We start from the raw sequence: 14,278 nt of genomic DNA, 5'->3' as shown, positions 1-14,278 counted from the left end.
AGTCAGACAAACAAAAGCCACCGTTGGGTGGCTCTTGGACGTCGTACTTAAGATCTGCGCGTTAACACAAAAAGTTTAAGCTTTAGGTTTTTTCGGCCCACGACCGACCCGTTTCTTGGGCGATTTTTTCTGTGACGCCGCCTTTTTAGCGGCCGCTTTAGCAACCGCTTTTTTGTTTTTCACTTTAGGCTTTTTCGGTTTGGCTTTGCCGCTGCCTTTGCCGGGTTCTGGATTTTTCGGTGCGAGGCCGGGAAAGGTTGCTCGGGTTAATTGATCGCCAATAAAACGCTCGATTTTGCCCAGTGTTGCCCAATCTAACGGTTCAACAATCGACCAGACGGTACCTTTGGCGCCGTCACGACCAGAGCGACCCGCGCGGTGAACATAACTATCGGCTTTCATCGGCAGATAAAGGTTAATAACATGGGTCAGATCGGGTAGATCGAGGCCGCGGCCAACCACATCGGTAGCGATGATCAGTTTGATCCGTCCGCGACGCATCTCTTTAATCCGCTGAGTACGTTCGCTCTGGCGCATATCGCCATGTAGGCCGTAACAGAGCATGCCTGCATTACGGATAATGGTAACCCACTGCTCAACCTGTTTACGGCTGTTAACAAAGATAATCCCTTGTTTGAGCTCTGGCTGATGAATCAGCGCTTTAAGTAGGTATTCTTTGTGCTTTTCGTTGTCGGCTCGATAGACCGTTTGTTCGATGTTCGTCGGGATCTGCCGAGGCTGTTCGACGGCGACAATCTGTGAATCTTCGTTCAGCAGGTCAGCGGCGAATCGCTGAATCTTTTCACCTTCAAGGGTGGCCGAAAACATCAATGTTTGACGTTCCAGTGGGAGAACGTCGGCAATCTGCTTGATGTCGTGGATAAAGCCCAGATCGAGCATTCGGTCGGCTTCATCGATAACCAGCATATCTACCGTCGATAGATCGAGCCATTCCTGAGCATTCAGCTCCAGTAGGCGTCCGGGGGTAGCGATCATAATGTCGATCGGTTCAGCCAGCATCCCTTTTTGCATACCAAAGGGCACACCACCGACTATCAGGCAGCTTTTAATGCGGTTGGTCTGGGTTTGTAGCTGAACCACCTGATAGATCTGTTTTGCCAGTTCCCGAGTCGGAGCCAGAATCAATATCTGTGGTGCACTGCTGCGATCTTGCTCGCTATCGAATACCTTCTGTAGTGCTGGCAACACAAAGGCGAGTGTTTTACCTGTTCCCGTCGGGGCAGAGGCCAACAGATCGAAGCCTTCCAGCGCGACAGGGATTGCCTGTTGCTGAATCGGACGGGGGCTGAGGAAATTGTTGTCAGCCAGTGGGCCCAGAATTTCAAGATCCAGGTTTAGGTCGATAAAGAACATCGAAGAGTACTCACAGATTTAAAGGCGCAAGCATACCTTATTTTTGTCAATTCTGATATTTGGCAGCGTGGTGAATAGTGCCTTTATGGGGACTATTTAACGAATATTTTCCTATATTGGCCAGTGATTGAGATTGCGCCTTGAGGTAGACCTCCACAACGCCTATCATTCCGCGCTGACCGGTTAAAATTGGCGATGGTTTTGAAATATGCATTTATATTTCGACTATCGTCATTTACGGGTGTCGTTTCTATCGTATTCTGTTTGAGAGCTGTCTTTTGTCTGAATTTATTCCCGGCCAACGCTGGATCAGTAATACCGAATCAAATCTGGGGCTGGGGTTGGTAACCAGCGTATCGAATCGTCGTGTTGAAATGTTGTTTCCTGCCGTCGAAGAGGAACGTACTTATGCGGTTGATAATGCACCGCTGAGTCGGGTGATCTATCCGGTAGGCGAGCAAGTACGTAATGCCGCCGGTGTAAAGGTCACCATTACGGCGCAACAAGAACTGAATGGCTATATGGTCTATCAGGCCGAAGATGCGCAGGGCGAAGTACTGGTATTGGAAGAGCGCGATCTCGATAGCGCAGTCCATTTCAGTAAACCCCATGACCGTCTGTTTGCCGGGCAGGTTGATAAGCTTTCACAGTTTAGACTGCGGGTTGAAACCCTCAAAAATCAGTTTAATCATCTGCAATCTGAGAGTTATGGCTTACTCGGCCCTCGGGTGCAATTATTACCTCATCAGTTGTATATCGCTCATCAGGTCGCCCAACGGTTTGCGCCACGGGTGTTGCTGGCGGATGAAGTGGGCTTGGGTAAAACCATTGAAGCGGGGCTTATCCTGCATCAGCAACTGATTAGCGGTAAAGCGTCTCGGGCATTGATTGTGGTGCCGGACAGCCTAGTGCATCAATGGCTAATCGAGATGCTGCGACGCTTTAATCTGCGTTTTACCATTCTTGATGAATTACGTTGTGAAGCGTTAGAGCTTTCCGATGAAGGCGTTAATCCGTTCGATACGGCTCAGTTGGTATTGTGCAATCTCTCTTTCCTCAAATCGAGCCCAGACCGCTTAGTACAGGCGTTGGATGCCGGTTGGGATATGTTAGTGGTCGACGAGGCCCATCATCTGGTTTGGTCTGAAGAGCTGTCTAGCCCAGAATATATCTGTATTGAAGCCTTGGCTCGTGAAGTGAAAGGCTTATTGCTGCTGACGGCAACGCCTGAGCAGTTGGGTGTCGATAGTCACTTTGCCCGCTTGCGTCTGCTCGATCCGGATCGTTATTACAGTCTTGAGCAGTTTCGCTCCGAAGAGGAAAGCTATCAGCCGGTAAGTCAGTTGGTGGCGCAGTTATTGGCCGAAGATGCCCGTGAACAGCTGCAGGATGCGCCGGAAGTCTTTTCACAGTTGCGCCATTACCTTGGCGATGAGGTTGTCCAGCAATTGCAGGATGAACTGTATAACGATTCTCTCGATCAGGCTATTCAAGATGCCGTGGCGAGCCTACTGGATCAACATGGCACCGGCCGAGTCCTGTTCCGTAATACCCGTGATGGCGTGAGCGGTTTCCCGAAACGAATCCTGCATAGTTATCCGTTAGCCGAACCCGATTTCTATTTGGAGAGTGAGCGGCAACTGATGGCGCAAGCGGATCTGGAGGAGCGACTTCATCCCGAGCTGATATTGGCGGACCGTTGGTTGGAGGCCGACCCTCGGGTTGAGTGGTTGGTTAATTGGTTAAAAGAAAACCGAGATCAGAAAGCACTGGTGATTTGTGCCTATGCGAATACGGCGAAATCCTTGGAAGCGCATCTGCGTTTGTATGAGGGGATTCGTTCATCGGTTTTCCATGAAGGTATGAGCCTCGTTAACCGCGACCGTGCAGCGGCCTATTTTGCGGATGAAGATGATAGTGCTCAGGTATTGATCTGTTCTGAGATTGGCAGTGAGGGGCGTAACTTTCAGTTTGCCAGTCATCTGGTGTTGTTTGATCTACCGCTGAACCCCGATCTGTTGGAACAGCGGATTGGTCGTCTGGATCGGATTGGTCAGCGCAACGATGTGCAGATCCATGTGCCGCACTACGAATTCAGTGCCCAATCTACTTTGTTGGATTGGTTTCATCGCGGCCTAAACTGTTTTGAACGGGCTTGCCCAGTGGGGCAGGTGTTGTTTGATCAGTTCCTAGAGCAACTGATTCCCGCGCTGTTTGATGAATATGATGAAGCGAATATCGAATCGTTGATTGCTAGCACCCGTTTGGAAGCTGACCGTCTGTTAGAGCAGTTGCAACAGGGGCGTGATCAATTGTTGGAACTTAATTCCTGCAATCCAGAAAAAGCGCAAGCGATTGTCGAAAGTATGGAAGTGACCGGCAACAGTATTGAGCTGAGTCGCTATATGGAACGTATGTTCGATCAGTTTGGTGTCGAACAGCAGGTGCACAGCAGTCAGAGCATTATCCTGAGCCCGGGCGAACATATGCACTATGAAAGTCTGCCAGGTTTGCCCGAGGATGGTATGACCGCAACCTATAGCCGTGCGTTGGCGTTAGGGCGGGAAGATATCCAGTTTATGACTTGGGAACACCCGCTGGTATTAGGCACGATGGATATCGTGGTGAACGGTGATTTTGGTAATACGGCGGTTTGCTCGATCAAACTGCCGCCGTTGAAGCCCGGAACACTGTTGCTGGAAGCTATCTATACCCTGCATTGCGCCGCGCCGAAACCGTTGCAAGTGCAGCGTTATCTGCCCCAGACGCTGAGCCGTATTGTCGTTGATACCAATGGTACCGATCTCAGCGCCATTTTGACCGAAGCGCATATCAATAATCTGGCTGAGCGAGTCGGTCGGCGTCAGGCGGTTGAAATTGTGAAGCATACCCGACCTGATATCGATAAGATGGTTAAGCGGGTAGAAGGTATTGCTGAAACCCAGTTACCGGCGATGTTGCTTGAGTCGAAGCAGAACGTTGATAAACTGCTGGGTGCTGAGCAGGAACGCTTGACCGCGTTGGCGGCGGTGAACCCTAACATTCGGCAGGAAGAGATCGATTATCTGGCCGAGAACCGTGCAGCATTGGAGCATCATCTGGATAGCGCTTCACTGAAGCTTGATGCGATTCGTGTGATTGTTGCCACTTAATGTCTGCTAATATTGCTAGCAATGTACAGATGAATTTAGCCTAACCGGAGCAAGCTTTGTCCAACGCTGAAAACTTTACCGATCTGGGGCTTGATCCTCGGCTCAGCACGATTCTTGATCATCAGGGGATTTCCGAACCGACGGAGATTCAGGCGCGGGCAGTGCCAACGGCGATTACTGGCCATGACCTGATAGCCTCATCCAAAACAGGCTCCGGTAAAACACTGGCTTACCTGTTGCCGACGATGCAGCGGTTGATGCGGCAAAAGGCACTGAGTAAAAAGGATCCGCGGGCGCTGATTCTGGCGCCAACCCGCGAACTGGCGAAGCAGGTTTATGCACAACTGCGTAGTTTGATCAGTGGCACGACCTATAAAGCGGCGTTGGTGCTGGGTGGTGAAAACTTCAACGATCAGGCGAAAGCGTTGGCGAAAAACCCCCATGTGGTGGTTGCTACGCCAGGGCGCTTGGTGAATCATCTGGATGAACGGTCGCTGTTTTTAGATGGCCTCGAGCTATTGATTCTGGATGAAGCCGATCGGATGCTCGATCTAGGTTTCACCGAGCAGTTGAATCGGATCAATCAAACGGCCAGTCACCGCCTGCGTCAGACGCTGATGTTTTCTGCCACGCTAGAACACGCCGCGGTGAATAGCATGGCTAAAACCTTGCTGAAAGCGCCTAAGCGGATCGCTATCGGTGCAGCGAATGCTGAGCATGCGGATATTGAAAAACGTTTTTATCTCACGGATCATCTCGATCACAAGCAGGCATTGCTTGAACGAATTCTGGAAACAGAAACCTATCAGCAGGTAATTATTTTCACCGCCACCCGCCCCGATACCGAGCGGTTATCGCAATTGCTGTCGGCTAAAGGGTTAAAAACGGCCGCTTTAAGCGGTGATATGAGCCAAACCGATCGTAATAAGATTATGGATAGCTTCAGCCGAGGACAGCAGCAGGTGCTGATTACCACGGATGTGGCGTCCCGTGGTTTGGATCTGTTGCAGGTTTCGCTGGTGATTAACTTCGATATGCCAAAACAGGCAGAAGAGTATGTTCACCGTATTGGTCGTACGGGTCGCGCCGGCGCAAAAGGGGTGGCTGTTTCATTGGTCGGCCCGAAAGATTGGGATGCCTTTCGACGGGTTGAAAGCTTTTTGCAGCAGTCGGTCAATTTTAGCGAATTGGACGGTCTGAAAGGCAAGTTTAAAGGGATTAAAGATGCCCCTGCTGCCAAGGCTAAGCCCGAGAAAACGCTGGTGGCACGTCGGCCTAAACGGGTTGTTAAAGCACCGCAGGATCGCAAAAACCGCCGACAAGCGAATCGAGAGATTGTGTCTGATGATGGCATGGCGCCGTTGAAAAAGAAAAAAACGGATTAACGTACCATTTAATAACAAAGCCAGCGCTTGCTGGTTTTTTTTCGCTCTTATTTCAAATAGTTGGCTGTTTTTAGTAAATTTTCAATCGATATCTGATCAAAACCGACCTCTCAAAGTGATGACTGATTGCTTTGTCATACATCATTCCTCCTGTTAAACATAGAGTACAAACGCTCTTAATCCTGCATTTTTCTAGCAAAATGACAAATGCGTGATAAATGAAAAATTAAAGCGGAGTGGTTACTCATTTTGAACAAAATAGATCTATGCTTACTTTATTGATTTAAACCTTAAATGAATAAATCCCAAGATATCGTATGTCTTTGGAGTAAGCCCATAAAGCATGAACATGGTGATCGGATTGATCACTCATATAAGACCTCAAGTTGAACCGTCTTTGCTGCTGGAGAGTTGGATGCTCAGAATGGCCCCATGGCTAGCCCTTGTAATGAGTTTTTTTTGGAGTGCATTGGCCTCTGTGCCGAGCTATGCCGCTGATGAATCAAAGGATACCTTTGCGTCTTGGCGTGAACAGAACTTGACGTCAGACGAGATCGCTTGGTTAGAGCTACATCCTGTCCTTAAGCTGGGTATTGATCCTAAGTTCGCCCCCTATGAGTGGATTGACAGTGAGGGCGTTTATATAGGGATTGCTGCCGATTTCTTCCACTTACTGGAGCAGCGGTTAGGGGTTTCTTTTGTTCCTATCGCGGATAAAACGTCATGGAACGCTGTGCTAAACGCCGCTCGTGAAGGCGAATACGATCTGATTTCCTGTCTTGTTAAAACCGATGAGCGAAATGTTTACCTAGCGTTTAGTGAGCCTTACCTTTCCAGTACCGCGGTGATTGTTAGTCAACAAGGCCCCTATGTCGGCACCTTGGATAAACTCAAGGGTAAAACCGTTGCTATTCACAAAGGGCATTTTACCGATGAGCTCTTGCGTCGCGATTATCCAGATATCAATATTATCAATACGGTCGATATGGGCTCTGCATTGCATCTGGTGTCTGAAGGGCAAGCCGATGCGTTTGTCGGAGATGCAACGGCGGCGAGTTATGTGATGAAGAAGGAAGCGATTCTTAATCTTAATTTTTCGGGGCATACTGATTATAAGAGTGACTATCGTATCGGTGTTTATCGGGAGAATACATTACTGACGGGGATTATTCAGAAAGCGCTGGATGATATTTCTGAAAATGAGCGTAATCAAATTCTGGATCACTGGAGTCAACTGGAATTTCCTCAAAGTATCGCGTTGCACAAGATCGTTAAGATCAGCGTGGTGATTACGCTGATCTTGCTGTTTTTTATCTATTGGAATTATCGCTTACACCGCTCAGAAGCGGCCTATCGTCTTAGTGAACAGCGGTTTAAAAACCTAGTCGAAACCTCCGATGGTATGGTTTGGGAGGTCGATTATCATACCAATGATATTATCTATATGAGTGAAAACGCGGTCAGAATTCTGGGCTACCCGATCGACAGTTGGCTGCAGCCCGGCTTTTGGCCGGAGCATATCCATCCCGATGATCGTAATAGGGCGGTTAATTATGCCACGCAAGAGGCGGCCGCGATGCGAGATTACCTGTTTGAATACCGTTTCTTAACGGTCAACGGTGATACGGTTTGGATTCGGGATATGGTTAGGGTTATCAGTGAAAAAGGCAAACCCCGTTGGCTGCGTGGGTTAATGCTGGATATTACTGATCAGAAAAAGGCCGAGTTGCTGATGCAGGAAAGTGAATCTCGGTTCCGTGAATTGATTGAAAGTCTGCCGGCGATTGCGGTGCAGGGCTACGATGAAGAACGTCGCGTGATCTATTGGAATGATGCCAGTGAAATGCTCTATGGCTATAGCCGTGAAGATGTTCAGGGGCGGCGTTTAGAAGAACTCATCATTCCCCCACATATGCGTGAGGGGGTGGTTGAATTACATCGAGCTTGGTTGGATGAAGGAGTACCGATTCCGGCCGCCGAGCTAGAGTTACAGCGTAAAGATGGCTCGATGGTGCCGGTGTTCTCCAGTCATGTGATGCTGACAGCGGCGGATAACAGCCAGAATATGTATTGTATCGATGTTAACCTGATCGAGCAGAAACAGGCCCGCGCGGAATTAACTCAGATGGCGCACTATGATCCTCTGACATTGCTGCCAAATCGCCGTACTTTTACGGATCGTTTGCAGCAGGTAATGAAAAGCTCCAAGCGAGAGGGTGAGCAGGTTGCGGTGATGATGATCGATCTCGATCGCTTCAAAGAGGTGAATGATACCCTCGGTCATGATTATGGTGACTTACTGCTTAAAGAAGCGGCGATACGTTTAACTAGCTGTATTCGAGAATCTGATACGGTTGCCCGTTTAGGCGGGGATGAGTTTCTGGTGATTCTCGGGCATATCGATGATGTGGTTGTGATTGAGCGGATCGCTAAAAAAATATTAAAACAGTTAAGCGATCCTTATGAGTTAAATGACAACCTCGCTTTTGTGTCAGCGAGTATTGGTATTACGCTGTACCCCGGGGATGCGAAATCGCTTGAGATGTTGATGAAAAATGCAGATCAGGCGATGTATGCCGCGAAAGCTGAGGGGCGTAATCGGTTTCATTATTTTACTCCCGAGATGGAAGAGGCCGCTCAGCAGCGTAGGCAGATGCTGAATGAACTGCGAGAGGCGATTACGCTGCAGCAGTTTGAAGTCTATTATCAACCGATTATTGACCTGAGTAGCGGCAAGGTTGTTAAGGCTGAAGCGTTATTGCGCTGGAATCACCCCAAAGGCCAGGTACCGCCGCTGGAATTTATTCCTTTAGCCGAAGAAACCGGCTTAATTGTTGATATTGGCAACTGGGTGTTTGCCGAAGTTGTGCGTCAGGTATCCGTTTGGAAAGCGAATTTCAATACCGATTTACAGGTGAGTATTAACACTTCCCCCGCTCAATATCTGGATGAAAGTTTCTGTAAACCGGATTGGTTCGGCAATATTATGGGTAACGGATTAGCGAATGGTTTGAACCCCGCAAACCTGTGCATCGAAATTACCGAGAGTTTGTTAATGGAGGCCGGCAGTAGTATCACCGATAAATTGCTCCAGTTTAGAGACCATGGCATAGAGGTGTCATTGGATGACTTTGGTACCGGTTATTCATCTCTGTCTTACCTGAAACAGTTTGATATCGATTACCTTAAAATTGATCAAAGCTTTGTGTCGAACTTGTCGCCGGCATCTCAGGATCTTGTGCTCTGTGAAGCGATCATTGTGATGGCACATAAATTGGGCATTCGAGTGATTGCTGAAGGGGTCGAAACTGAGCTCCAGAGACAGCTGTTAACGGCTATTGAGTGTGATTACTGTCAAGGGTATCTGTTTGACCGTCCATTGCCTGCTCAGGCGTTTTCAGATCAGTGGTTGACGATACCCAATGCCCCTAGGGAGGAAGATTGATTCACGGATATTCGTTAACGCCATCGACCTAAAGGTGGCAGGTCTGAGAGTCTTAAACTCATCGCTACTGAGTAGCGCTAGCAACTTAGTTCTTCAAAGTTTATCTCAATTTTCTTCAGATTTTTTAAAACTTGATCAATATCAAGTAAATGGCTGTGCCACGTTGTTATCATCGCGGTGTGACAAATTGTCGCACATGGATACTGAATTCTCGCGCATGGATACTGCTTGGAGCCTGATATGTTTTTCACAGCTAAATACTCACCTGCAACATTAGCCGTTCTTTTCTTAGCCTTGGTTGTCTCCTTTATGCTAAGCCCTTCAAGTCGTGCTACCGAGATGGCGCATCAGTCCGAGCATCAGCATTCAGGTATGAATATGAATGAGATAGTCGATGAAGTCGTTGTCGTCGGTGTCATTAAGCGCATTTTACCTGAATCAAACCAGTTGATTGTGCAGCACGAGCCTATCCCCGAGTGGACTATGTCAGCTATGCAGATGAAGTTTAATTTGGCTGATGGTTTATCTGCTACCGATTTCAAGCCGGGTCAGCAGATCCGTGCTCGCTTAAAGCAAGAGCATATGATGACGTTTACGATCACTCAGTGGTTGAAATAGTCGCCGTTAGTATCGGCTAGGTTTAGCGAAACCACCTGATACGACAAGTTGTTATAGATTCTGATTCACCTCGTTTGCAAGTGAGGATATAAAAGTGCGATTTATTGACCGATTGTTCCCCCAGTCTCTTTTTTCACGTGTTTGCCTTATCGTGGCGATCGTTTTTTCATCGGTGGTTGGCGCAATGGTACCGGTGACCGAATCTCAAGCGTTAGATTCCATTAAAGAGGTTTTTTCGCAAGCGACTTCCATTGGTGAAAAGTTGCCCGTGGCGGAAGGTAAAGCGTTGGCTTGGACTGTCTATAACGGCGAAGAGGTACTGGGTTACGCCTTTGAAACCAACGATGTGGTGAAAATTCCCGCCTATTCAGGTAAGCCGGTAAATACGCTGGTGATGATGGATGTCGATGGCAAGATTCGTGGCACTCGGGTGCTGGAACACCATGAGCCTATTTTGCTGGTGGGTATTCCAGAGCAGAAACTGTTTGATTTTGTGGCCGCTTATATCGGGTTGAATGTGAGCGATCAGGTACGTGTCGGGGCGGGTAATAATAGCGATGCTGTTAACGTTGACGTTATTTCCGGCGCGACAGTGACAGTGATGGTGGTGAACGAATCCATTATGCGTTCGGCGCGTCGGTTTGCTCAGATTATGGGGCTGGCGGGAATGTCAGAACAGGCGGCAACACCTCCGGCAACGATAAAGCCCGATCTGTTTGTACCAGCCGATTGGCAAACACTCACCGGTGACGGCTCTATCCGCCGCTTAATGTTAGTGGAAGCGGACATCGATAAAGCCTTTGAGGGCACTGCGGCGGCGACACAAGGAGAGCCAGATCAAGATCGTCAGCAGCGCATGTTTATCGATATGTTCTATGCCCCTCTGAATATTCCCACTATTGGTCGCAACCTGCTCGGTGATGAGCAGTATAACTGGCTGATGGGCGAACTAGAGGAGGGTGATCAAGCGCTGGCAGTGATGGGAGAAGGGCAGTACTCATTCAAAGGTAATGGTTATGTCCGTGGTGGCATTTTTGACCGGACTCAGTTGCAGCAGTCTGGCAAGGTTATCAGCTTCCATGATACGGATTATTACCGCTTAGACGATGTCTATATCGATGGTTTCCCAGGCTTTAGGGAGATGGCGATCTTTATTGTGCGTCACCAGTATGATTTTGATCTTGGAACACCTTGGCAGCTTGAGTTATTAGTGCGCCGTCAAGTCGGTGCGTTAGACAGTATTTTTACCAGTTTTCATGCGGATTATCTGACCCCTGAGAAATATCTCGATCGGCCAGCGCCTATTGTTGAACCCGAGCCTGAAGCGTTATGGGTATCTATTTGGAAAGAGCGCGCTTTTCAGATTGGCGTGTTATGCGTGGCGCTGGTGGTTCTGTTTATCGTGATCTTTATTCAGGATGTGTTGGTGCGTTATCCACGCTTGATGCACGGTATTCGTCGGGTTTACCTCGTATTTACGGTGTTCTTTATTGGTTGGTATACCCTCGGTCAACTATCGGTGGTGAACGTCTTTACCTTTGTTCATGCGCTCAAAGATGATTTCCGCTGGGATCTGTTTTTGCTGGATCCGATGCTGTTTATTCTCTGGGGATTCGTGGCGATGACCATGCTGCTGTGGGGACGGGGGATCTTTTGCGGTTGGCTCTGCCCGTTCGGTGCCCTGCAAGAGCTGATTAATGAAGTCGCTCGATTCTTTAAAATTCGACAGTTCGAGATTCCATTCGCAGTGCATGAGCGGCTGTGGGCGTTGAAATATGTGATTCTGCTGGGGTTATTTGCGGTGTCACTGGAGTCTCTCGCTGAAGCCGAACGCTATGCTGAGATCGAGCCATTTAAAACCACGTTCTTGCTTAAGTTTCAGCGTGATTGGGGTTATGTGTTCTATGCCATCTTCCTGTTAGTCATCAACCTATTTACCCGCAAAGTGTATTGCCGTTATGTCTGTCCTCTGGGGGCTGCGCTGGCGATTCCTGCTCGACTACGTCTATTTGACTGGCTGAAACGTCGTAAGGAGTGTGGTCAGCCCTGCAAGGTGTGCGCTAACGAGTGTGAGATTCAGGCAATTCATCCAGATGGCCATATTAATGCCAACGAATGCCACCAGTGTCTTGATTGCCAGGTGACCTATTATCGGGATGATAAATGTCCTCCTCTGGTGGTTAAAAAACGTAAAAAAGCGAAACAAGATGCTGCTTTAAGTGACATTCCTGTGGTGCAAATCCAGTGATGTCGATTAACGGCCAGCCGCGGGTTGGGCGTTTAAATTAAATCCAGTCCAGAAATGAATTCTGGCGTATATTGTGTGGAGATCAACACCATGATAGATCCAAAAGATAAGAATCTTCCGACTATCGATACTGAAGATCCGCAGGCTTCAGAGCATGTAAAGCTAAGTCGTCGTTTGTTCCTCGGGGGCTCCGCTGCTTTGATGGGGGCTGCTGGGGCTATGGGTGCAACCATGGGTGGTGCTTTGATGCCCTCTATGGCACATGCGTCATCCGATAATAACCATTCGGTTGGACCGGGTGAGCTGGATGAGTACTATGGTTTCTGGAGTGGCGGTCATTCCGGTGAAGTGCGTATTTTAGGTGTGCCTTCGATGCGCGAATTGATGCGTATCCCGGTGTTTAATATTGATTGTGCAACCGGTTGGGGTATGACCAACGAATCGAAAGCGATTCTAGGGGAAAATGCGCCATTAAACGGTGATGCTCACCACCCGCATATGTCGATGACCGACGGTCAATATGACGGTAAATATATCTTCATCAACGATAAAGCGAACACCCGTGTGGCGCGTATCCGCGGTGATATTATGAAGACCGATAAGATTACTACCGTGCCTAACTGCCAGGCTATTCATGGTTTGCGGGTACAAAAGGCACCTTACACTAAGTATGTTTTTGCCAATGCGGAGTTCCGGATTCCCCATCCTAACAATGGCTTGAATATGGATGATATCGAGGGTTACTACACCCTATTTAACGGTATCAATGCCGAAACAATGGAGGTCGATTGGCAGATTATTGTCGATGGTAACCTTGATAACACCGATGCCGATTACACGGGTAAGTATGCGTTCTCTACCTGTTATAACTCGGAAGGTGCGATTGATCTGCCGGGCTCTATGCGTAATGAACGTGATCATCTGGTTATCTTCAACATCGAACGTATCGAAGCGGCGGTTAAGGCCGGTAAATTTACCACTTTCCCTGGGTCTGATGTGCCGGTTGTAGACGGCCGTAAAGGTTCGGATGTCACCCGTTATGTGCCTGTGCCTAAAAACCCGCACGGTATTAATACCGCCCCCGGTGGTAAATACGCGATCGCTAACGGCAAGTTGTCACCGACCGTCACCGTGTTTGAGCTGGCTAAGTTTGATGATCTGTTTGCCGATAAAATTAAGCCGCGTGATACGGTTGTTGCTGAAGTCGAACTGGGGCTTGGGCCTCTGCATACGGCGTTTGATAACCGCGGGCATGGTTATACTACGTTGTTTATCGATAGTCAGATCTGTAAGTGGGATATCGATAAAGCGATCCGTTTTTATAACGGTGAAAAAGTAAACTACATCGTGCAAAAGATGGATGTGCATTATCAACCGGGTCATAACCATACGACTATGGGTGAAACCAGCGATGTGGATGGTAAATATCTGGTGTCACTACAGAAATTCTCGAAAGACCGCTTCCTTAAATGCGGGCCGTTGCATCCAGAAAACGATCAGTTGATCGATATATCGGGTGATGAGATGAAGCTGATCCATGATGGCCCTGCATACGCCGAGCCACACGACTGTATCATGGTGCATCGCTCTAAAGTGAAGACTCGCAAGCTGTATGATCGTAAAGATCCGATGTTTGCGGCCACCGTTGAGATGGCCAAAAAAGATGGCGTAACCTTGGAAACCGATAGCAAAGTGATTCGCGATGGGAATAAAGTGCGGGTGTATATGACGTCGGTTGCCCCTAGCTACGGCCTGAATGAATTCAGTGTGAAGCAGGGTGATGAGGTGACAGTAGTGGTCACTAACTTGGATCAGATCGAAGATGTGAGTCATGGTTTCTGTATGGTGAACCATGGGGTGCAGATGGAGATCAGTCCGCAGCAGACTTCATCCATTACCTTTATCGCCGACAAGCCGGGGGTACATTGGTACTACTGTAACTGGTTCTGCCACGCTCTGCATATGGAGATGCGCGGGCGGATGTTGGTGTCTCCAGCATAAGCTAAACTGGATGGGCTATAGGGTGAGATCATGACCTTATAGCCCCTATCTCTTT

Annotated in this window: 7 protein-coding genes; 6 read left to right on the top strand and 1 reads right to left on the bottom strand. The window is 48.5% G+C overall.

Translation table 11 applies throughout. The features are described 5' to 3' along the window. Nucleotides 1-75: 75 nt before the first annotated feature. Nucleotides 76-1,374: a DEAD/DEAH box helicase gene (locus KO512_RS11100; RefSeq protein WP_215952411.1), complete on the bottom strand. Its 1,299-nt coding sequence runs from the start codon at nt 1,372-1,374 to the stop codon at nt 76-78. A gap of 278 nt (nt 1,375-1,652) precedes the next feature. Here KO512_RS11100 and rapA point away from each other — a divergent pair, with 278 nt between their 5' ends. The 6 genes from rapA to nosZ all read left to right on the top strand — a co-directional run bounded on the left by rapA (nt 1,653) and on the right by nosZ (nt 14,223). Beyond that, complete coding sequence (gene rapA / locus KO512_RS11095) at nt 1,653-4,526, top strand: RNA polymerase-associated protein RapA (RefSeq protein ID WP_215952410.1); 2,874 nt, start codon at nt 1,653-1,655, stop codon at nt 4,524-4,526. Nucleotides 4,527-4,582: 56 nt separating this feature from the next. After that, nucleotides 4,583-5,911 (top strand): DEAD/DEAH box helicase, encoded by a 1,329-nt coding sequence (locus KO512_RS11090; RefSeq protein WP_215952409.1) that lies wholly within the window; start codon nt 4,583-4,585, stop codon nt 5,909-5,911. Between the two features lie 415 nt (nt 5,912-6,326). Further along, nucleotides 6,327-9,356: an EAL domain-containing protein gene (locus KO512_RS11085; RefSeq protein WP_215952408.1), complete on the top strand. Its 3,030-nt coding sequence runs from the start codon at nt 6,327-6,329 to the stop codon at nt 9,354-9,356. 240 nt (nt 9,357-9,596) lie between these two features. Further along, nucleotides 9,597-9,974 (top strand): copper-binding protein, encoded by a 378-nt coding sequence (locus KO512_RS11080; RefSeq protein WP_215952407.1) that lies wholly within the window; start codon nt 9,597-9,599, stop codon nt 9,972-9,974. 94 nt (nt 9,975-10,068) lie between these two features. After that, a complete protein-coding gene (gene nosR, locus KO512_RS11075) occupies nt 10,069-12,222 on the top strand; it encodes a transcriptional regulator NosR (protein WP_303492578.1) in 2,154 nt (717 codons plus the stop codon). Between the two features lie 90 nt (nt 12,223-12,312). Then, the gene (gene nosZ, locus KO512_RS11070) at nt 12,313-14,223 is read left to right on the top strand and encodes a TAT-dependent nitrous-oxide reductase (protein WP_215952406.1); all 1,911 of its coding nucleotides are present in this window, start codon (nt 12,313-12,315) and stop codon (nt 14,221-14,223) included. Nucleotides 14,224-14,278 lie beyond the last annotated feature (55 nt).

Origin of the sequence: Amphritea atlantica, from assembly GCF_018860855.1 — a bacterium.
Lineage (GTDB): Bacteria > Pseudomonadota > Gammaproteobacteria > Pseudomonadales > Balneatricaceae > Amphritea > Amphritea atlantica_A.
Note: the sequence above shows the minus strand (reverse complement) of the source record. Positions and strands in the feature narration are given on the sequence as shown.

Excerpts from the sequence above, each read along its gene's own strand:
- KO512_RS11100 (WP_215952411.1), bottom strand. The coding sequence starts at position 1,374 with ATGTTCTTTATCGACCTAAACCTGGATCTTGAAATTCTGGGCCCACTG.
- KO512_RS11085 (WP_215952408.1), top strand. The coding sequence starts at position 6,327 with ATGCTCAGAATGGCCCCATGGCTAGCCCTTGTAATGAGTTTTTTTTGG.
- KO512_RS11080 (WP_215952407.1), top strand. The coding sequence starts at position 9,597 with ATGTTTTTCACAGCTAAATACTCACCTGCAACATTAGCCGTTCTTTTC.
- nosZ (WP_215952406.1), top strand. The coding sequence starts at position 12,313 with ATGATAGATCCAAAAGATAAGAATCTTCCGACTATCGATACTGAAGAT.